Source organism: Rhizobium sp. YAF28 (assembly GCF_052113285.1).
In the GTDB taxonomy this organism is placed as follows: Bacteria; Pseudomonadota; Alphaproteobacteria; order Rhizobiales; family Rhizobiaceae; genus Rhizobium.
Window position 1 is genome coordinate 308,680 of record NZ_JBFRCX010000002.1, and the last position, 19,905, is coordinate 328,584.

Sequence of the window (19,905 nt, forward strand, 5' to 3'; positions counted from 1 at the left end):
CGACGGGAATCCCCCTCTGCGTCGATCACGAATTGCGGAACATGAAATGAAAGACTGGCATCCCGATCTCAGCCGCTCCTCCAGCCCCCGTTACATGGCAATTGCCGATCTGATCGAGATGGATCTGAGGAGCGGCGTGCTGGCGGTGGGGGACCGGCTACCGCCGCAGCGCGAGCTGGCAAAGCGCCTCAGCATCGATTTCACCACAGTGGCGCGCGGTTATGTGGAAGCACAGAAGCGCGGCCTGGTGGATTCGCATGTCGGCCGCGGCACTTTCGTGACTGGCGGGCAGGACAGGGAGCGCCGCGGCTTCGCCTCCGATGCGGCGCCCGATCCGCGCCGCGCCTCCGTCGTCGACTTCTCGATGAACCTGCCGCCGGAGCCGGATGATCAGGATCTGATCGCCCGCATGCGCGAGGGCATGTCGGCCGTGGCGACCAATCTCATTCCGCTCTTGCGCTACCAGGGTTTCGGCGGTTCCGGCATGGATAAGGAGGCCGCCGCCGCCTGGCTCAGCCGTCGCGGGCTCGTGCCGTCGCAGGAGCGCATCTTCGTCACACCCGGCGCCCATCCGGCTCTGCTCGCGATCTTCGGCCTGCTGGCAAAGCCCGGCGAAACAGTGCTCTCGGAAAACATCACCTATCCCGGCATGCGCTCGATCGCCGCCCAGTTGCGGCTCAATCTCTCGGGCCTGCCGATGGATGAGGAGGGCATCCTGCCCGACGCCTTTGCGGAGGCCTGTCAGCGCCTGGCCCCGAAGGCACTCTATCTCAATCCGACCCTGCAGAACCCGCTGACGCTGACCATTCCGGAAAAGCGCCGCGAGGAGATCGCTGCCGTCGCCCGCAAATATCACGTGCCAATCGTCGAGGATGACGCCTATGGCTTCATCCCGCTGCATGGCCCGCCGCCACTCGCGGCCATCGCGCCCGATCTGACCTGGCATATCGGCGGTCTCGCCAAGTGCATCGGCGCCGGCCTGCGTCTTGCCTATGTGGTCGCCCCGGACACCAAGGCGATCTGGCCCTTCGTCAGCGCCATGCGCGCCAACAATGTCATGGCCTCGCCGATGACCGTGGCGCTTGCGACGCGCTGGATCGAGGATGGCACGGCAGACACGATCCTGCGCTTCATCCGCGCGGAAGCAGGGGCGCGCCAGCAGATGGTGGCGAATATCCTGCCCGACGGCAGCTACAAGGCCGATCCGATCAGCTTCAACATCTGGCTGCCGCTCACCAATGGCTGGACCCGCTCCACTTTCGGCAGCCACATGCGCTCCTCAGGCATCGGCGTGGTGGCAAGCGACGCATTCACAGTGGAAGGTGCCGCCCCTGAAGCCGTGCGCGTCTGCCTCGGCGGACCGATCAGCCGCGACAGGCTGAAAGGCGCGCTGGACTTCATGGCCCATGCCCTCGAAGGCCCGCCGGAAATGTCCGCTTCGTTCTTCTGATGTCGCCTCATCCCTTTGCCCTCGTGCCGGCACAAGGGATGTCAAGAGGGTCGAGCCACCGCGCGTCTGCGCGGTGAATGACTCTCCCTTGCACAAAATACGGCCGCCGTCGGATCTTCCGGCTTGCCTGCTCGTGCGTCCGCCATCCACTCTTTCACGCCCCAAACCCGATTCAAAGAATCTCTGCGTCATTCTGACGAATAGACTGGCAATCCGCTTTTAATGTAATTATATTGTATGCATACATTATGAGGCATTGAATGGATTACGCCAATGCCTCGCAACGTCGAAAAGCGAGATCGCCATGGATACCGAATATCCTCCTCTCCCTCCGATGCAGACCGGCATCCGGGGCCGCTGCCCGCGCTGCGGACAGGGACATATGTTCAAGGGTTTCCTCACGCTGAAGAAGGAATGCGAAGTCTGCGGGCTGGATTATTCCTTCGCCGATCCGGCCGATGGCCCGGCCTTCTTCGTAATCTGCTTCGCCTGCGTGCCGAGCGTGCTGCTTGGCGTGTGGCTGGAAGTTGCCTTCTCCGCGCCGCTCTGGGTCCAGCTGCTGGTCACCGGCCCCTTCATGTTCGCCACCTGTATTCCGCCATTGAGGCCGCTGAAGGGATGGCTGGTCGCAAGCCAGTATTTCTACAAGGCCGAAGAGGGCAAGCTCGCCTGATCTCGGGTAGTCAAGGATCGCGCGGGATATCCTGATCTTTGCGTATGAAAGGCCGCTCGGAACATCGAGCGGCCTTTTTTGCTGCGCAAGCGGCCGTCGTTGTCTGAAGCCAAAATGCCGCAGGAAATGGATATCAAAGCCTCTTGCGTTTTATGTACCGATCGGTACAATGCGTGACGAAAGGTACAATTCAATCAAGGAGACCAGACATGCCTGCACCGCTTCCCCCTTTCAGCCATGAAACCGCAACCCAGAAGGTCCGCCTTGCCGAGGACGGCTGGAACAGCCGCGATCCGCAGCGCGTATCGCTCGTCTATACGCCCGACAGCCAGTGGCGGAACCGCGCCGAATTCGTCACCGGCCGCGCCGAGATCGTGGCCTTCTTGACCCGCAAGTGGGCGAAGGAGCTCGATTACCGGCTGATCAAGGAACTCTGGGCCTTCACCGACAACCGCATCGCCGTGCGCTTTGCCTATGAGTGGCATGACGACAGCAACAACTGGTTCCGTTCCTATGGCAACGAGAATTGGGAATTCGATGCAGAGGGCTTGATGCAGCGCCGTTTCGCCTGCATCAACGATCTGCCGATCAAGGAATCGGATCGCAAGTTCCATTGGCCGCTCGGCCGGCGGCCTGATGACCATCCGGGCCTTTCCGACCTCGGCCTTTGAGGCCTGCAGGTGACCCGAGGGTGAATTGTGAAGACCGTTTATGAACGTGCCGATGTCGTGCCGCTGCTTGCGGAAATCTTCCGCGAGCTCGGCTATGAGGGCACGACATTGAGCCGCATCACCGAACGCACCGGCATCGGCAAAGGCAGCCTCTATCACTTCTTCCCCGGCGGCAAGGAGGAGATGGCGGCCGCAGTCCTTGCTGATGTCGACGCCTGGTTCGAGCGCGCTATCTACGAGCCGTTGCGACGTGACGATCCCAGGGCGGCGATCGATGGGATGTGGGCGAATGTGATGGACTATTTCCGCTCCGGCAGCCGCATCTGCCTCGTCGGCGCCTTTGCGCTGGACGAAACGCGCCAGCGCTTTTCGCCTGTCATCCGGGATTATTTCGTCCGCTGGATCGAGGCGCTGCGCCAGGCGCTGGTCCGCGCCGGCTCCGCCGAGGATGACGCACTTGCCGCGGCCGAAGAGGCCGTCTCCGGCATTCAGGGCGCGCTGGTGCTCTCGCGGGCGCTGGATGACAAGGATATGTTCCGCAGAACCCTGGATCGGCTGACCGGCAGGCTGGCTGCGACGAAACGTGGGGGATAGGCGGTGGCCGCTGTCTTGGCAGGAGCAGGAATGCCGGCAACGCGGGGAACTGCGGGTGAGGGGTTCAGGACGTCCTCACCCGTCAAGATTGTGCTTAAGAGTCGTTCTGGGAGGGCAGGCGGACCGGGCGCGGATTCTCGCGCTGCGTGCGTACCTGGCGCCACTCGTTTTCCATCTGGTCGACGACGTGCTGGGGGATCTTGGTCGGAGTTTCTGCGGTGGTCTGCATCATATGCCTCTCTTCCTCAGCAAGGGTGTGCTTACGGATTGATGCATCGCACAACAAAAACTGCGTGTAAATCTACCCCGGTCACACTTGAAACGATTAAATTAATTTCAATCGATTAAGCCGACGTTAACCACAGCAGGCCTCAGAGAAGCGTATCATGACAGCCCCACTCGACCGGCAATTCTTCTTCGATACCGTGCAGAACGCCCTCTTCAAAGGCAGTCTCACCACTACCCAGATCGAAGGCATGAACGCGATCCTCGACTACTGGGACGCGAATTTGGCTACCGCCGATCGGCGCTGGCTGGCCTATGTATTGGCGACTGCGTTTCATGAGACGGCTTACACGATGCAGCCTGTACGTGAGACGCTGGCAACGAGCGATTCGCGCGCCGTCGAGATCCTCGAGACCGCCTTCGCATCCGGCCGGCTCTCCTGGGTGAAGTCGCCTTACTGGCGGCCGGATGAGGATGGCAAGTGCTGGCTTGGCCGCGGGCTGGTGCAGCTCACCCATAAGCGAAACTACGAGGCTATGAGCGAGGTGACCGGCATCGATCTCGTCGCTCATCCTGACCGCGCTATGGAGATGACGCCCGCCGTGACGATCCTGATCGAGGGCATGCTGCGCGGCAGCTTCACCAGCCACCGGCTTTGCGATCACCTCAATGAGGAGAGGGAAGACTGGGTGAATGCGCGCCGCATCGTCAACGGCACCGACAGGGCGGAGAGGCTCGCCGAATATGGGCGGACATTCCTTGCCGCCATGCGCAAGCCATCCTGACGCGGCATTGTGGCCCGGTTGAAGGCCTGGGCGGCGCGTGTTATCGCCCGACCTAAGCTCAGAGAATTGCCACAGGAGTGTCCGCGTGATCCGCCATATCGTCTTCTTCACCGTGCCGGAGGAAAACCGCGAGGCAGTGCGCAAGGGGCTCTCCATACTGACGGGCATACCGCACGCGCTGAAGCTGGAGATCGGCGAAAACGTCAAGACGGACCAGTGGGGCAATGCGGTCGATTTCGTCGTCTATGGCGAATTTGAAAGCGAGGAGGCGCTTGCCGCTTACAAGGCGCATCCCGATTATGATCTCTCCACACGCACGGTAAAGCCGCTTCGGGATACGAGGACCGCGGCCGATTTCGATAGCAGCAAAGCGGTCACCAGGCCCCTGCACGATTGACGATGAAGAGTGTGCCGCTTAGGGCGAAGATCTATCTCATTGAAAATGAATAAGTATTTTCTAGTGCTGGTGCATTTTGCCGTGATTTTCCGGCTAAGTCATTGATAGTGTTTAAGTGATCCACCAAAGCACAAAAATCTTTTAATAATTCGATTTCGGCAAACGCTGCTTCTGATTTTGAAATTCCTTATGCGAAATTTTGAGGCTAAGTGGATCACTTATTCAGAATCAATGACTTAGCCCCAAAAACACTACACTGAAGGCTCATTCTGAAAATTCTTATTCAGTTTCAAATAGATAGGGAGGATCGGAAGCGATGCCGGTTGCAGATGAATCAATCTGTGAAGGGCCGGAAGCAGCTCTTGAGAAAAAAGCCGTAAATGATTCAAAAGCTTAACGGCTTGGCAGTTCCTGATGCTGTATGACCGGAACCTCCTCTGCCTGAAGGCACAGTGCTGGTTCTCAGTTTTGTCGCCGGTCAGGCCGGCTGCTCGCTCGGCCTCGCGCTGCGCACCAGTGACATCAGCATCAGCACGAAAACCATGGCGATGGCCGCAAGCACCGCGCAGGTGATGACTGTCGGACCGGCGCCGGCGCGATCGAGGATGGCGGTGAAGATGACGGGTGCGATGGCATTGGCAAGGTTCTGCGGCATCGACAGGCGCGCCGCCTGCAGCCCGTATTCCTTGGCCGAGAAGAGGGCGAGCGGCATTAGCGCGCGGGCGACCGCCAGCACGCCGGAGCCGAAACCGTAGAGCAGCACGAAGGTGACGAGCAGCGGCGTCGATGGCGGCACGATGAAGAGCATCAGGAAGCTGAACAGCATCAGGCTGACGCCCATCACCGATGTCAGGATCGGATTGCCGCGCTTGCCGAGCAGCATGTCGAGTGCGCGTGCCGAAATGCCGATGACGCCGCGGGCCGAGCCGAGTTGCAGTGCAAGGGCCGACGATGCGCCGGACTGGCGGAAGATTTCGAGCAATGACGGCGAGACGCCGAAGGTGATGAAGGTGCAGAGTGTGGTGGAGACGGCAATCAGCAGGAAGGCCTTGCGCCGGTCGGCAGGCGAAAGCTCCACCGGCGGTGTTTCGGCGGCGTTGCCCTGCGTGTGGCTCGCAACCGGCTTCGGCAGGCCGAAGAGATGCAGCGGCAGGCAGACGAAGAACTGCAGGCAGGCGCTGACGACGAAGGTGACACGCCAGCCGAAATTCTCGTTGAGCAGCGTCAGGATCGGCCAGAAGATGGTCGCCGAAAGACCTGTGAACAGCATGAGGATGGCGATGACGCGTTTGCCGTTCGCACCCTCGCGTTCGACAACTGCGGTATAACACGGCGCCGAGAGGCCGAGCGCGCCGCCGAGCCCGATGACGACCCAGGCAAGGCCATAGACGACGATATTGGTGGCGGCGGCAAGCAGCAGCAGGCCGATCGCAAAGGTGAGCGACGAGGCCGCCAGCACTTTCGCGGCACCATAGCGGCCGAGCCAGCGCCCGGTGGCTGGACCGGCGAAGGCACTGATGACCATCATCACGGTCAGACCGGCAAAGATCACCTCATTCGGCAGGCCGAGCGATGGTGCGATGACGCGGCCCATGACACCGAGCATATCGAAAGTGGTGCCCCAGCCGATAAGCTGGGTGACTGCGAGCACGCCAACTGTCTGCGCCGTACGAAGCGAAAGTGATTTTTGCATGGATTCGAAAATGAAATGGATGAAGACGGCCCAGCGATAGCAGTTTCAACCAGATGGTGAAAGGCTTGATCGAACAAATCCAGTACGGATTTGCCTTGTGTCGGGATTCTCCCAGTGGCAGAAGGCCTTAGCGGCATCATTCAGAAATCACGTATATTTCGCGCAATAGTCGAGAATTGTTCTAAAAACCCTGCGTTACCGTGCATTCATTTGCCATTCAGGTCGCGTGAGTACATATTCGGGACAAGTTGGCATTACATTGAAAGCACAGCACATGGCCTCTCCTCTGAGCGTCGCAGCATTGGCCGCCGGTCTGGCGGTTTCGGCGCCCTCACCGGACGATACGCACACGCTTGTCCTGCGTGTGGCGGGCGATTGCAGCGCCGCAGCCCAGCAGGTCGTGGAAGAGACGGGCGGCCAGCTTCTTTCCGTGCAGCCGGTAGGCAATGCCTGCATCATCACCGTTCTCGTTCAGGGCAATGGCCAGCGTCCGCGCAAGGTGACGGTAAAGGTTCCGATGTAGGCGGAATCGGCTTATTCATGACATCAGTGATTTGCAGCGGATGAAGGCGAAGCGATGCGCATTCTGGTAGTCGAAGACGACGTCAATTTGAACCGACAGCTGAGCGACACGCTGAAAGAGGCGGGTTATGTCGTCGATCAGGCGTTCGATGGTGAGGAAGGCCATTTCCTCGGTGACACAGAGCCCTATGACGCCATCATCCTCGATATCGGCCTTCCCGAACTGGACGGCGTGACAGTTCTGGAAAAATGGCGCGGCGCCGGCCGCTCCGTACCGGTACTGATCCTGACCGCCCGTGACCGCTGGAGCGACAAGGTGGCCGGCATCGATGCGGGCGCCGACGACTATGTCACCAAGCCCTTCCATGTCGAGGAGGTGCTCGCCCGCATCCGCGCGCTGATCCGCCGTGCGGCCGGCCATGCCTCCTCGGAAATCGTCTGCGGCCCGGTGCGGCTCGATACCAAGACCTCGAAGGCGATCGTCAATGGCGTGGCGCTGAAGCTCACCTCGCATGAGTACCGCCTGCTTGCCTATCTCATGCACCATATGGGCGAGGTGGTGTCGCGCACGGAACTGGTCGAGCATATGTACGATCAGGATTTCGACCGCGATTCCAATACGATCGAGGTCTTCGTCGGCCGCCTGCGCAAGAAGATGGGCGTCGATCTGATCGAAACGGTGCGCGGTCTCGGTTACCGCATCCAAGCGCCGACCAATGCGAATTAAGTCGCTCACCGCACGCGTGCTCCTTCTGACCACGGTCTGGTCGACGGTGGCGCTGGTGGTGATCGGCCTGTTGATTTCGACACTCTATAGACGCAGCGCCGAGCGCGGCTTTCAGGATCTCCTGCGCGCGCAGCTGTATAACGTCATCAATTCCGTGACGATCGGTGATCAGGGTGCCCTGTCGGGCAGCCCGCAGCTCGGCGACCTGCGCTTCGCCCAGCCGAAGACCGGCTGGTACTGGGTAGTCGAGCCGCTCGGCACCTATACGACCGCGCCGCTCGTCTCGCCGTCTCTTGGTTCCGCGACGATCCCGGTGCTGTCGGTCGTGGAAGCCCCCTTCGACAAGAATTACGAGCGCTACTACCAGGTGACGGACGCCTCCGGGAACCGCGTGCAGGTGGCTGAAACCGAAGTCGTGCTCGATACCGACGGCCGAGCCGCGCGCTTCCGCGTGACAGGCAATGTCGATGTCGTGGAAGACGACGTCCGCAACTTCTCCCACCGGCTCTATCTGGCGCTCGCCGGCTTCGGCGTCGGCAGTCTCATCGTCAACGCGCTTGCCATTCTCTATGGCCTCAAGCCGCTCGACAAGGCGCGCGCCGCCCTGGAGCGTATTCGCGCCGGTGAAAGCGAGCAGTTGAAGGGTGATTTCCCCCGCGAAATCCTGCCACTTGCCAATGAGGTCAATGCGCTGATCGACAGCAACCGCCGCATCGTCGAGCGGGCGCGCATGCAGGTCGGCAATCTTGCCCATTCCCTGAAGACGCCGATAGCCGTGCTGCTCAATGAAGCGCGTGTGCTTGAGAGATCGCATGGCGACCTGGTGCGCAATCAGGCCGAAGCCATGCAGGGGCAGGTGCAGTCCTATCTCAACCGCGCCCGTATTGCCGCCCAGCGTGAATCCGTGCTTGCGCGCACCGATGCCGAACCGGCGCTCGAGCGGCTGGTGCGCGTCATGCGTCGCCTGAATGTCGATACCGAATTCGAACTGATCGTCCAGCCGCCGCATCTGGCTGTTGCCATGGAGCAGCAGGATCTCGAGGAGACGGTCGGCAACCTGCTGGAAAACGCTGCGCGTTTTGCCAAGAGCAAGGTGCGCCTCTCGGCGGTCGAAGCCGGCGATGACGTGAAGGGCACAGAAGCCAGCGCCAGAAAACATTGGGTGGAGCTTGCCGTCGAGGATGACGGCCCGGGCCTGGAGCCCGACCAGATCCGCGAAGCGCTGAAGCGCGGCCGGCGGCTGGATGAGAGCAAGCCCGGAACCGGCCTTGGCCTCTCCATCGTCACCGAAATTTCCAACGAGTACCAGGGCCGCCTGGAACTCACGCGCGGGGAGTGGGGCGGACTCAAAGCCAAGCTTATCCTGCCAGGTGTGACAAAGGATGTTGCATGAGCAACTGCTTGATGTCACAAAGATAGTGGCAAATGTATAGCATGCTTTGCCTTAATGCTGACACGGGGACGCTGCACTTCGATCGGCTCATTTTGACACCCCTGATCGTGGTTCGATTGCAATGACTCTACGTTCGCAAGGCATGATCGTTTCTTCCCTTCTCGTCGCCGTTGCGCTCTCTGGCTGCACGACGACGAAGGGAGCTACAACGCGTGGGCTCTTTGGCGGCGGCAAGCCCCCGGCTTCGGCCGCTTTCATCTCCGCCTTGCAGGGTGGCATCGTCGGACGCACCGGCGTGGAGCTTGATGACAGCGACAAGCAGCGGGCGCTGGAAGCCGAATACCGCGCGCTGGAAGGTGCAGCCGTCGGGCAGCCGGTGACCTGGACTGGTCGCGATGCCAATGGCAGCGTCGTTGCGGCAGCACCCTATCAGGTCGGCTCGCAGAACTGCCGTCAGTACACCCATACGGTGACGGTCGATGGCAAGAATACGCTGGCGCGCGGTGCCGCCTGTCGCAACGAAAACGGCACCTGGTCGCCGCTCGGCTGAGCGCCCTTGCTCGTTATCCTTGCGGCCAAAAGCCTCAAATCTTCGTCATTCCGGCATTGGCAGTTGGAATGAGGGCGCGCTTCAAGTAATTGGGCCGATATGCTGTTCTGGATTCTCGTGGCCGTCCTGACGGCGGCTGTTGCCGCCATTCTGCTTTACCCTCTTTTGCGTGGGGCGAAGGCGGCTGAGGATACGCGCGCCGGTGAAGCGGCCGTCTATCGCGACCAGTTGCGTGAACTCGACAGGGATCTATCGGGCGGCCTGATCAGCGCTGACGAGGCTGATTACGCCCGCGCGGAGATCGGACGCCGGCTGATCGCCGTTTCCGGTGTTGCTCCGGCCGAAGAACGCAAGCCCGCAAGGCATCACCGCCTGACCGAAGCCTTCATCGTGCTGCTCCTGCCGATCATAGGGCTCTGTCTTTACATGAATACCGGCAGGCCCGACCTGCCGTCCCAGCCGCTAGAGGCGCGGCTTGCCAATCCCGGGAATGATATGGCCGTTCTCGTGGCCAAGGCGGAGCGGCATCTGGCGCAGAACCCTGACGACGGCAAGGGCTGGGATGTGCTGGCGCCGATCTATTTCAGCACCATGCGCATTACCGACGCCGAGACCGCCTATCGCAACGCCATCCGTTTGCTTGGCCCAAGCCCCGCGCGTCTCGACGGCCTTGCAGAAACGCTGATGGCGATGGCCGAAGGCGTGGTGACCGAAGATGCGCGCAAGGTGCTGGAACAGTCGTTGGCGCTTGAGCCGAACAACCCGCGTGCGCGCTTCTATGTTGCTTTGAGCCTGGAGCAGGCGGGCCAGCCGGATCAGGCGCGCACGGCCTTCGAGGATCTGGCGAAGCAATCGCCTGATGATGCACCCTGGCTTCCGCTGGTCAACGAGCATATCGCCAAGAACGGCGGCACGGCGGTCGCCCCTGTAGCCGAGCCAGAAGCCAAGCCTGCCGCCCCGGTCGGGCCGACGGCGGAGGATGTGGCGGCGGCTCAGAACATGAATAGCGGCGACCGTCAGCAGATGATCCGTGGCATGGTGGAAAGCCTGGATGCCAAACTGTCGGCTGACCCTGATAATTTCGAGGGCTGGATGCGTCTCGTCCGCTCTTACGCCGTATTGAACGACAAGGATCGCGCTGCCGGCGCCTTGAAGCGGGGGCTTGCCGCCTTCCCGGCATCGGGCGACGAGGGCAGGCAGCTGCTCGCGCTGGCAAAGGAACTCGGCATCGCGACGGAAGGATTGAGTGAATGACGCGCAAGCAGAAACGCCTGGCGGTGATTGCCGGCGGCATGAGCTTCATCCTTGTCGCGGTGCTACTCGTGATGTTCGCCTTCAGCCAGTCGGTCGCCTATTTCTATATGCCGGGTGATCTCGCCAAGACACCGGTGGCGCCCGGCACCCGCATCCGCCTCGGCGGCCTTGTCGGAAGCGGCAGCGTCATGCGCGGCGAGGGCTCGGTCGTGCGCTTTGCCGTGACCGATCCGAGCGGAGAGATCGTCAATGTCCGCTATGAGGGCATCCTGCCGGATCTGTTTCGCGAGGGGCAGGGGGTGGTGACCGAAGGCGCCTTCGAGACGGGCAGCACTGTCTTCACCGCCGATACCGTGCTTGCCAAGCATGACGAGACCTATATGCCCAAGGAAGTGGCCGACAGGCTGAAGGCTCAAGGCCTCTGGGAAGAGGGCAAGGGCCCGACAAAGCAAGGTGAGGCGCCGCAAGGTGCTGAAGCCAAGGCTCAGGAAGCCCAGGCGCAAGAGACAAAGGCGACGCCATGATCATCGAGATCGGCCATTATGCGCTGGTTCTGGCGCTCGCAACCGCGATCGTCCTGTCGGTCGTGCCCGTGATCGGTGCCCGGCGCGGCGATCAGGCGATGATGGATGTCGCCCCGCTCGGTTCCGTCCTGCTCTTTGCCCTCGTCGCCTTCTCCTTCGGCGTGCTCACCTATGCCCATGTCGTCTCCGACTTCTCGGTGCAGAATGTCTGGGAGAACTCGCATTCGCTGGTGCCGCTGATCTACAAGTATTCCGGCGTCTGGGGCAACCACGAGGGCTCGATGATGCTCTGGCTCCTGATCCTTTCGCTGTTCAGCGCCCTGGTCGCGATCTTTGGCCGCAATCTGCCGGATACGCTGAAGGCCAATGTTCTCGCCGTCCAGGCCTGGATCTCGGTTGCCTTCATCCTCTTCATCCTGTTGACCTCCAATCCCTTCGTCCGCCTTGATCCGGCCCCTGCCGAGGGCAAGGACCTGAACCCGGTGCTGCAGGATATCGGGCTCGCCATCCATCCGCCGCTGCTCTACCTCGGTTATGTCGGCTTTTCCGTCTGCTTCTCCTTTGCCGTTGCCGCCCTTCTCGATGGCCGCATCGATGCCGCCTGGGCGCGCTGGGTGCGGCCCTGGACGCTGGCCGCCTGGACCTTCCTGACGCTCGGCATCGCCATGGGCTCCTACTGGGCCTATTACGAGCTCGGCTGGGGCGGCTGGTGGTTCTGGGATCCGGTGGAGAATGCCTCCTTCATGCCCTGGCTTGCCGGCACCGCACTTCTGCATTCCGCCCTCGTCATGGAAAAACGCGAGGCGCTGAAGATCTGGACGGTGCTGCTGGCCATCCTCACCTTCTCGCTGTCGCTGATGGGCACCTTCCTGGTGCGCTCCGGCGTCCTGACCTCGGTGCATGCTTTCGCCAGCGACCCGAGCCGCGGCGTCTTCATTCTCTGCATCCTCTTGATCTTCATCGGGGGCGCGCTGTCGCTCTTTGCCTTCCGCGCTCCGCTTCTGTCGGCCGGCGGCCTGTTTGCGCCGATCTCGCGCGAGGGGGCGCTCGTCGTCAACAACCTGATCCTGACGGTTGCCTGCGGCACGGTGTTAACAGGCACGCTCTATCCGCTGGTGCTGGAAACGCTGACCGGCGACAAGATCTCCGTCGGGCCGCCCTTCTTCAACCTGACCTTCGGCCTGCTGATGGCGCCGCTTCTGATCGTCGTGCCGTTCGGGCCGCTGCTTGCCTGGAAGCGCGGCGATCTGCTCGGCGCCCTGCAGCGGCTGTACGTTGTTGCCGGTCTCGCTTTCGTCGCAGCGCTGGTCTTCTTCTATCTCGAACATGGCGGCCCGGTCATGGCCGTGCTCGGCCTTGCTGCCGGCCTGTTCCTGATCTTAGGTGCGGTGGCCGACCTCTGGTATCGCGCCGGTATCGGCAAGGTGAAGGCGGATATCGCCTGGCGCCGGTTCTCCGGCCTGCCGCGCTCGGCCTTCGGCACGGCACTTGCCCATGCCGGGCTTGGCGTCACCGTGCTCGGCATTGTCGCGGTCACCACGTTCCAGACCGAACATGTGGTCGAGATGAAGCAGGGCCAGTCGACCGATGCCGGCGGCTACAGCATCGTCTTCGATGGCATGCAGCCGGCCACCGGTCCCAACTATACCGAGGACCGCGGCCATTTCTCGATCCGCCGCGGCGGCGCGCAAGTCGCCGATGTCTGGTCGGCCAAGCGGGTTTACACCGCCCGGCAGATGCCGACGACGGAAGCCGGTATCCTCACCTTCGGTCTCAGCCAGCTCTATGTCTCGCTGGGTGACGCCACCCATGACGGCGGCATCGTCGTGCGTATCTGGTGGAAACCCTTCATCCTGTGCATCTGGGGCGGGACCTTGATTATAGCCCTCGGCGGCTTCGTCTCGCTCAGCGACCGGCGTCTGCGTGTCGGTGCACCAAGCAGGAAGGCAAAGGCGAAGCCGGCGACACCCGCCATGGAGCCGGCGGAATGATGCGCCGTCCCCCATCTCCCTCATTCCTGTGCTTGTCACAAGAATCCAGCGCGCCCAAGTCCTTGGGCGCAGAAGACTCATTTGACACTGGCATGGATTCATTCACGGCGCGGACGCGCCGTGGCTGGATTCCTGTGACAAGCACAGGAATGAGGGGAGGAGAGGTTCGGCGCATGTCGCAAATCTCGTCTCTGCTCTCCCGGCTCCTCATTATCCTGTTCGTCCTCTTCACGCCCCTGTCCGCCTTCGCCGTCAACCCGGACGAGATGCTCACCGATCCGGCCCTCGAAGCGCGGGCGCGGGCACTGTCTGCCGAACTGCGCTGCATGGTCTGCCAGAACCAGTCGATCGACGATTCCAATGCCGATCTCGCCAAGGACCTGCGCCTGCTGGTGCGCGAGCGCATCACCGATGGCGATAGCGACGAACAGGTGCTGAACTACATCGTCTCACGCTACGGGGAATTCGTGCTGCTGAAGCCGCGCTTCAGCCTGCGCACGCTGCTGCTCTGGGGTGCACCGGTGCTGCTGATCCTCGCCGGCGGGGTTTCGCTCATCGTCTTTGCCCGCAAGCGGGCCGGCAAGCCAACCGGCAGCAAACTCACGGACGAAGAGCAGGCGAAGCTCGCCGAGCTACTGGAAAAATAAGAAACCATTCCGCCGCGACAAATCACGGCGGAATGGTTGATCCTCACGCCTTTCGATAGGGAAACAGCGCCCTGACTGCAGGATCGCGCAGCCACAAGCCGCCCCACATGAACAGCCCGAGATAGATGCTGAACAGGATATGGCTGAAGAGCGGGCTTCCGGCCCGGATCTGCGTGGCCATGGCACCCCCGAGCAGCCCCATCATCAGCACCGCACCGAAAACGCTCGTCTGCGGGATGAGGTAGAGCACGAGGCAGGTCAGCTCGATCAGGCCGATCATCAGCACATAGCCGTTTGGCCATCCGAGCTGGGTCATGGTTTCCTCGGCAATCGGCAGGCCAAGAAGCTTGGGGGCGATCGATGCTCCGAGCATGAAGAGCGCGAAAAGCCCGGTCAGCACGCGACCGGTCCAGATCATGGCCTTATCGCTCATCGCTGATCCGCCGGGATCGTATTGACCATCCAGGGTGTGCCGAAGCGATCGGTGAACATGCCGAAGCCCGGCGACCAGAAGGTCGCGTTGAAGGGCATGGTCACTTTGCCGCCTTCCGACAGCGCCTCGAAGACACGCTTCGCTTCCGCCGCATCCTGACTGTGATACGTGGCGCTGAAGCCGCCCATGTTCTCCTGATATCCGGGAGGGGCGTCACAGCCCATGAGGGACTGGTCGCCGACATCGAGCCAGGCATGCATGATCTTGTCCTTGAAGGACGGATCGATCGGCATGTCGCCGGGCGCTTCGGCGAAGGTGAACATGCCGTTCAGCTTGCCGCCGAGCACTTTGGCGTAGAATTCGAAGGCCTGCCGGCATTCGCCTTTGAAGACGAGATTCGTTACGAGTTTCATGGTCATCACTCCCTTTGATTTCCTTGAGCCGCAATCCAGCTTTCCAGCCTGCCGAAGGTGCTCTCCCAGCCGTGTCTGTGTCCGGTAAGGCTCTCTTCGGACCTCAGGTCCGCATGGGTGAAATCCATCAGCGTGCGGCCATCGGCCAGTTCCTCGAAGACGACGGTCACGAGTGTCACGACCGGTTCGCCATCCTCATGCGATCCCTCCCACTGGAAGGTGAAAGAGAGACGCGAGGGTTCCTCGATTTCCCTATAGACGCCGCTCTGCCACAGCAGGCTGCCATCCCCGATATTCTTCAGGCATGCCCTGTATGTGCCACCGACGCGCAGATCCTGCACGACGCTGACCGCCGGCCGTTCGACAGGGCCGAGCCAGGCAACGACCATTTCCGGCCGGGTCCAGGCGGCCCATAAGAGGGCACGCGGTGCATTGAATATCCGTTGCATATGCAATGTGGGGCGCGATAGCTGATCGGCCATGGTATTCCCCTATCGTGATTGAAAAATGAGAGGGCGACTGTCAATTGCGGGGGCCGCTGTCGTCCGCTCTCTGGATCTTTTGAAGGTAGCCATCCAACCGGTCGAAGCTCGATTCCCAGAAACGCCGGTATTGCTCCAGCCAGTCGGCAATGCCCTTCATCGCTATCGGTTCGAGCTTGGCCGGTCGCCATTGGGCTTCCTTGCCCCGGCTGATAAGCCCTGCCTTTTCCAGCACCTTCAGATGTTTCGAGACCGCCGGAAGGCTCATCTCGAAGGGGGCGGCGAGTTCGTTGACCGAAGCCTCGCCTTCGGCCAGCCGCGCGATGATCGCCCGGCGTGTGGGGTCTGCGAGGGCTGCGAAAGCGGCGCTCAGAGTGTCGGTCTGCATGATGGGCCTCGTATATAACTCAACGGTTAAATACAGGGCGCGATATCGATTGTCAACTGATCGGTTAAATGCGGTTTGGTCAATTAATCTCGCCCTTCGGCATGCAACCAAAAGAATATTGGTACATTACGAATTTTTCATGGGCTGGACAGTTCGTAGTAAGGTGCGGCGTCCTATATCTCGGTCATAACTGGTCCGGCACCGCCGGAACGAAGGTCTGAACAAGAAAAGAAGGTACTCTTATGCTGAAAAATTTCCGCGGACGTCCGTCCCTCAAAACGGTGCTTCAGGCATCCACCGTTGCAGGTCTGGCAGCCGCCGTTCTTGCAACCGGTATCCCTGTCGAGATCTCCCGTTCCTATGCCGAGGCTGTCAATGTCCAGTCCCCCTCGGTTCCGAGCTTTGCAAATGTCGTTGACGCCGTTTCCCCGGCCGTCGTTTCCGTCCGCGTCGAAAGCCGCGTCAAGCCGGCCTCTGATGATGGCGACGGTTTCTCCTTCGATTTCAACGGTCGCGGCTTTGACGATCTGCCTGACGCTCTGAAGCCGTTCTTCCGTCAGTTCGGCGAACAGGGCCAGGGCCACCAGGGTCAGAACCAGCAGCGCCGCTTCGGCCAGCCGGGCGGTCCGGGCCGTCTGCGCCCTGTCGCTCAAGGTTCGGGCTTCTTCATCACTGAAGATGGCTACATCGTCACCAACAACCACGTCGTTTCCGACGGCTCCGCATTCGTTGCTGTCATGAACGACGGCACCGAGCTCGATGCCAAGCTGATCGGCAAGGACCCGCGCACCGACCTTGCCGTGCTGAAGGTCGATGGCAAGGGCCGCAAATTCACCTATGTCAACTGGGCCGATGACAACAAGGTCCGCGTCGGTGACTGGGTCGTCGCCGTCGGCAACCCCTTCGGCCTCGGTGGCACGGTCACGGCCGGCATCGTTTCGGCCCGCGGTCGTGATATCGGCTCCGGCCCCTATGACGATTACCTCCAGGTCGACGCAGCCGTGAACCGCGGTAACTCTGGTGGCCCGACCTTCAACCTCAACGGCCAGGTCGTCGGCATCAACACCGCGATCTTCTCGCCGTCGGGCGGCAGCGTCGGTATCGCCTTCGCCATCCCGGCCTCCACCGCCAAGGATGTCGTTGCCGACCTGATGAAGGACGGTACCGTTTCGCGCGGCTACCTCGGCGTTCAGATCCAGCCGGTCACCAAGGATATCGCCGACTCCCTCGGTCTCTCTGAAGCAAGTGGCGCTCTGGTCGTCTCCGCTCAGGAAGGCACGCCCGGCCAGAAGGCCGGCATGAAGACGGGTGACGTGGTCACTGCCGTCAACGGCGAGCCTGTCAAGGATGCCCGCGATCTCAGCCGTCGCATTGGCGCGATGACGCCGGGCAGCAAGGTCGAGCTTTCGGTATGGCGTTCCGGCAAGGCCCAGTCCGTGACTGTCGAGCTCGGCACGCTGCCGGCCGACCAGCAGGCTTCTGCTGGTGACGACAACGGCCAGCCGGAGCAGGCCCAGCCGCCGGCTTCCGAGAAGGCGCTTGCCGATCTCGGCCTGACGGTCGGCCCGTCGGATGACGGTAAGGGCCTCGCCATCACCGGCATCGATCCGAATTCGGATGCTGCCGACAAGGGCATCAAGGAAGGCGAGACGATCACCTCGGTCAACAACCAGGAGGTCTCCAGCGCCGACGATGTCGTCCGCGTCATCAACCAGGCCAAGAAGGACGGCCGCACCCGCGCGCTGTTCCAGATCCAGTCGAAGGACGGCAGCCGCTTCGTCGCGCTTCCGATCAATGGCCAGGGCTGATCTTCTGGCCTCAGAATGCCGGAGCCGCGCAGGCGCAAACGCCGCGCGGCTCCAACGCCTCAAGTCTGACGAATTCTTCACAGCTGCCAAATTCTTCAATTATGCCAAATTCTTCAATTATGAAGGACGCCCGCAATGACCTCCCCCCAACAAGAAGACGCTTTGAGCCTTGCCGAAAAGCAACCGGCGGGTAATGTCGGCCGCATGAAGATTCTCATTATCGAAGACGATCTCGAAGCGGCGGTCTATCTCACGAAAGCCTTTCGTGAGGCGGGGATCGTTGCGGACCATGCAAGCGACGGCGAAAGCGGTCTTTTCATGGGATCGGAGAATACTTACGACGTCATCGTCATTGACCGCATGCTGCCGCGCCGCGATGGTCTCTCCGTCATCAGCGAGCTGCGCCGCAAGGGCATCCACACGCCCGTTCTCATTCTTTCTGCCCTCGGCCAGGTCGACGACCGCGTGACGGGTCTCCGCGCCGGCGGCGACGATTATCTGCCGAAGCCCTACGCTTTCAGTGAGCTGCTTGCCCGCGTCGAAGTGCTCGGTCGCCGCAAGGGCACGCCGGATCAGGATGTCGTCTATCGCGTCGGCGATCTCGAGCTCGACCGCCTTTCCCATGAGGTTCGCCGTGGCGGCAAGGAAATCCCGCTGCAGCCGCGCGAATTCCGCCTGCTGGAATATTTGATGAAGAATGCCGGTCAGGTCGTGACCCGCACCATGCTGCTGGAGAATGTCTGGGATTACCACTTCGATCCGCAGACCAATGTCATCGACGTGCATGTCTCGCGCCTGCGCTCCAAGATCGAGAAAGACTTCAGCCAGCCGCTGCTGAAGACGATCCGAGGTGCGGGGTACATGATCAAGGATGAGGGATGAGCCGTTTCCGGGTTCTCTTCAAGTCCACCGCAGTCCGCCTTTCGGCACTTTATATCCTGCTTTTCGCCATCTGCGCTGCAACGCTCGTCTTCTATGTGACGGCGATGTCCGAGCGGCTGCTGACCGGCCAGATCCGCGATGCGGTCGCCCAGGAAGTGACGCAGGTCCAGCGCGCCTATGATGCCGGCGGCATGAACCTGCTTCTGCGCACGATGGAGCGCCGCGCCCGTCAGCCGGGCGCCAATCTCTACCTCATTGCAGGCCCCTCGGGTGATATCCTTGCCGGCAACGTCGCCTCCGTGCAGCCGGGTGTTTTCGAGGAGCAGGGCTGGACCTCGGTGCCCTTCATGTATCAGCGCTATACCGATAGCGGCGTGGTGCGGCATACGGCGATTGCCAACATCTTCGTTCTCGACAATGGCCTGCGCGTGCTGATCGGCCGCGACCTCGGCGAGCCGGAACGCTTCCGCGTGCTGGTGCGCCAGGCGCTGATGATCGCGCTCGCCATCATGGGCCTCGGCGCCATCATCATCTGGTTCGGCATCGGCCGCAACGCGTTGAAACGCATCGACCGCATGTCGGACGCCGGCAAGAAGATCATGGCCGGCGATCTCTCGCAGCGCCTGCCGGTCGCCGGCTCGGGCGACGAGTTCGACCGTCTTTCCGTCTCGCTGAACAACATGCTGGAACGCATCGAAAAGCTGAACGAAGGTTTGCGGCAGGTCTCGGACAATATCGCCCATGACCTGAAGACGCCGCTGACGCGCCTGCGCAACAAGGCCGCCGATGCGCTCGACATTGAGGACGGCGAGGTGCGCCGCGGCGCGCTGGAAGGCATCATCTCAGAATCCGACCAGCTGATTCGCACCTTCAATGCGCTGCTGATGATCTCCCGCGTGGAAGCCGGTTCCGTCGCCGCCGAAATGTCGCCGATCGAGCTCTCCGCCATCGTCGCCGACAGCGCCGAACTCTATGAGCCTGTCGCCGATGAGGCGGGCATGGCCCTGACCTCGGAGATCGAGCCCAGCATCGAGATCCAGGGCAATCGCGAACTGATCGGCCAGGCGATCTTCAATCTGCTCGACAATGCGATCAAATATTCCGCTGATACCGAAGGGCCAGGCGCCGTCTCGGTGAAGCTCAGCCGCCGCCCTGACGGCATCTGCCTTTCCGTCGCCGATCACGGCCCGGGCGTGCCGCTCGACAGGCGCGAGGACGTAGTGAAGCGCTTCGTGCGCCTGGATGAAAGCCGCTCGAAGCCGGGCACCGGCCTTGGCCTCTCGCTGGTCGAAGCGATCATGGAGCTGCATGGTGGCACGCTGGAACTGTCCGACACCGAGCCCGGCAATACCGAACGCCCCGGCCTCACCGTCAGTATGGTTTTCCCCGCTAAGGCAGCCTGA

At 61.7% G+C, this 19,905-nt stretch carries 22 protein-coding genes and 1 pseudogene; 17 read left to right on the forward strand and 6 right to left on the reverse strand.

Translation table 11 applies throughout. From position 1 onward, the window contains the following. The first annotated feature begins 46 nt into the window (after window positions 1-46). The 4 genes from AB4Z13_RS05835 to AB4Z13_RS05850 all read left to right on the forward strand — a co-directional run bounded on the left by AB4Z13_RS05835 (window position 47) and on the right by AB4Z13_RS05850 (window position 3,388). A complete protein-coding gene (locus AB4Z13_RS05835; protein WP_439014427.1) occupies window positions 47-1,450 on the forward strand; it encodes a PLP-dependent aminotransferase family protein in 1,404 nt (467 codons plus the stop codon). A 304-nt stretch (window positions 1,451-1,754) separates the two neighbouring features. Further along, the gene (locus AB4Z13_RS05840; protein WP_037105104.1) at window positions 1,755-2,123 is read left to right on the forward strand and encodes a DUF983 domain-containing protein; all 369 of its coding nucleotides are present in this window, start codon (window positions 1,755-1,757) and stop codon (window positions 2,121-2,123) included. Window positions 2,124-2,332: 209 nt separating this feature from the next. After that, window positions 2,333-2,794, forward strand: a complete 462-nt coding sequence (locus AB4Z13_RS05845; protein WP_113324142.1) for a nuclear transport factor 2 family protein — start codon at window positions 2,333-2,335, stop codon at window positions 2,792-2,794. A gap of 27 nt (window positions 2,795-2,821) precedes the next feature. Continuing rightward, window positions 2,822-3,388 (forward strand): TetR/AcrR family transcriptional regulator, encoded by a 567-nt coding sequence (locus AB4Z13_RS05850; protein ID WP_439014428.1) that lies wholly within the window; start codon window positions 2,822-2,824, stop codon window positions 3,386-3,388. A 94-nt stretch (window positions 3,389-3,482) separates the two neighbouring features. Here the strand turns inward: AB4Z13_RS05850 and AB4Z13_RS05855 are convergent, their stop codons facing one another. Then, window positions 3,483-3,620, reverse strand: a complete 138-nt coding sequence (locus tag AB4Z13_RS05855) for a hypothetical protein (protein ID WP_162748077.1) — start codon at window positions 3,618-3,620, stop codon at window positions 3,483-3,485. A gap of 154 nt (window positions 3,621-3,774) precedes the next feature. Here AB4Z13_RS05855 and AB4Z13_RS05860 point away from each other — a divergent pair. Together AB4Z13_RS05860 and AB4Z13_RS05865 are read left to right on the forward strand one after the other, a co-directional pair. Then, window positions 3,775-4,395: pseudogene (locus AB4Z13_RS05860) on the forward strand (hypothetical protein); the annotation flags it as partial. A gap of 88 nt (window positions 4,396-4,483) precedes the next feature. Next, on the forward strand, window positions 4,484-4,795 hold the full coding sequence (locus tag AB4Z13_RS05865; protein ID WP_439014429.1) for a Dabb family protein: 312 nt from the start codon (window positions 4,484-4,486) through the stop codon (window positions 4,793-4,795). A gap of 478 nt (window positions 4,796-5,273) precedes the next feature. On the opposite strand, the gene AB4Z13_RS05870 is transcribed toward AB4Z13_RS05865, so the two are convergent. After that, window positions 5,274-6,488, reverse strand: a complete 1,215-nt coding sequence (locus AB4Z13_RS05870; RefSeq protein WP_439014430.1) for an MFS transporter — start codon at window positions 6,486-6,488, stop codon at window positions 5,274-5,276. 274 nt (window positions 6,489-6,762) lie between these two features. Between AB4Z13_RS05870 and AB4Z13_RS05875 the strand changes: the two genes are divergently transcribed. From AB4Z13_RS05875 to AB4Z13_RS05910, 8 genes are all read left to right on the forward strand, one after another. Then, window positions 6,763-7,011, forward strand: coding sequence for a hypothetical protein (locus tag AB4Z13_RS05875; protein WP_113324137.1), 249 nt, complete (start codon window positions 6,763-6,765; stop codon window positions 7,009-7,011). A gap of 54 nt (window positions 7,012-7,065) precedes the next feature. Further along, entirely contained in the window at window positions 7,066-7,737 is a 672-nt protein-coding gene (locus AB4Z13_RS05880; protein ID WP_113324136.1) for a response regulator transcription factor, read from the forward strand. Continuing rightward, a complete protein-coding gene (locus tag AB4Z13_RS05885) occupies window positions 7,727-9,130 on the forward strand; it encodes a sensor histidine kinase (RefSeq protein WP_113324135.1) in 1,404 nt (467 codons plus the stop codon). The genes AB4Z13_RS05880 and AB4Z13_RS05885 overlap by 11 nt, the downstream gene beginning before the upstream one ends. 121 nt (window positions 9,131-9,251) lie before the next feature. Further along, a complete protein-coding gene (locus AB4Z13_RS05890; RefSeq protein WP_310377810.1) occupies window positions 9,252-9,680 on the forward strand; it encodes a hypothetical protein in 429 nt (142 codons plus the stop codon). Between the two features lie 99 nt (window positions 9,681-9,779). Next, on the forward strand, window positions 9,780-10,934 hold the full coding sequence (gene ccmI, locus AB4Z13_RS05895; protein ID WP_439014431.1) for a c-type cytochrome biogenesis protein CcmI: 1,155 nt from the start codon (window positions 9,780-9,782) through the stop codon (window positions 10,932-10,934). Next, window positions 10,931-11,458, forward strand: coding sequence for a cytochrome c maturation protein CcmE (gene ccmE, locus AB4Z13_RS05900; RefSeq protein WP_439014432.1), 528 nt, complete (start codon window positions 10,931-10,933; stop codon window positions 11,456-11,458). Before ccmI ends, ccmE begins: the two co-directional genes overlap by 4 nt. Further along, window positions 11,455-13,449, forward strand: coding sequence for a heme lyase CcmF/NrfE family subunit (locus AB4Z13_RS05905; RefSeq protein WP_442205940.1), 1,995 nt, complete (start codon window positions 11,455-11,457; stop codon window positions 13,447-13,449). The genes ccmE and AB4Z13_RS05905 overlap by 4 nt, the downstream gene beginning before the upstream one ends. 173 nt (window positions 13,450-13,622) lie before the next feature. Continuing rightward, on the forward strand, window positions 13,623-14,096 hold the full coding sequence (locus tag AB4Z13_RS05910) for a cytochrome c-type biogenesis protein (protein WP_439014435.1): 474 nt from the start codon (window positions 13,623-13,625) through the stop codon (window positions 14,094-14,096). 43 nt (window positions 14,097-14,139) lie between these two features. Here AB4Z13_RS05910 and AB4Z13_RS05915 read toward each other — a convergent pair whose 3' ends face one another. The 4 genes from AB4Z13_RS05915 to AB4Z13_RS05930 are packed head-to-tail and all read right to left on the reverse strand — an operon-like array spanning window position 14,140 to window position 15,812. Next, window positions 14,140-14,529 (reverse strand): DoxX family protein, encoded by a 390-nt coding sequence (locus AB4Z13_RS05915; protein WP_439014436.1) that lies wholly within the window; start codon window positions 14,527-14,529, stop codon window positions 14,140-14,142. Then, window positions 14,526-14,942, reverse strand: coding sequence for a VOC family protein (locus AB4Z13_RS05920; protein ID WP_439014437.1), 417 nt, complete (start codon window positions 14,940-14,942; stop codon window positions 14,526-14,528). Before AB4Z13_RS05920 ends, AB4Z13_RS05915 begins: the two co-directional genes overlap by 4 nt. Window positions 14,943-14,947: 5 nt before the next feature. Beyond that, window positions 14,948-15,424, reverse strand: a complete 477-nt coding sequence (locus AB4Z13_RS05925) for an SRPBCC family protein (RefSeq protein WP_439014438.1) — start codon at window positions 15,422-15,424, stop codon at window positions 14,948-14,950. 40 nt (window positions 15,425-15,464) lie between these two features. Next, on the reverse strand, window positions 15,465-15,812 hold the full coding sequence (locus AB4Z13_RS05930) for a metalloregulator ArsR/SmtB family transcription factor (protein WP_113324126.1): 348 nt from the start codon (window positions 15,810-15,812) through the stop codon (window positions 15,465-15,467). A gap of 242 nt (window positions 15,813-16,054) precedes the next feature. Here AB4Z13_RS05930 and AB4Z13_RS05935 point away from each other — a divergent pair, with 242 nt between their 5' ends. The 3 genes from AB4Z13_RS05935 to AB4Z13_RS05945 all read left to right on the forward strand — a co-directional run bounded on the left by AB4Z13_RS05935 (window position 16,055) and on the right by AB4Z13_RS05945 (window position 19,905). Then, a complete protein-coding gene (locus AB4Z13_RS05935; RefSeq protein ID WP_439014440.1) occupies window positions 16,055-17,620 on the forward strand; it encodes a Do family serine endopeptidase in 1,566 nt (521 codons plus the stop codon). A 135-nt stretch (window positions 17,621-17,755) separates the two neighbouring features. Further along, window positions 17,756-18,502, forward strand: coding sequence for a response regulator transcription factor (locus AB4Z13_RS05940; RefSeq protein WP_029616368.1), 747 nt, complete (start codon window positions 17,756-17,758; stop codon window positions 18,500-18,502). Beyond that, window positions 18,499-19,905, forward strand: a complete 1,407-nt coding sequence (locus AB4Z13_RS05945) for a HAMP domain-containing sensor histidine kinase (RefSeq protein WP_113324124.1) — start codon at window positions 18,499-18,501, stop codon at window positions 19,903-19,905. The genes AB4Z13_RS05940 and AB4Z13_RS05945 overlap by 4 nt, the downstream gene beginning before the upstream one ends.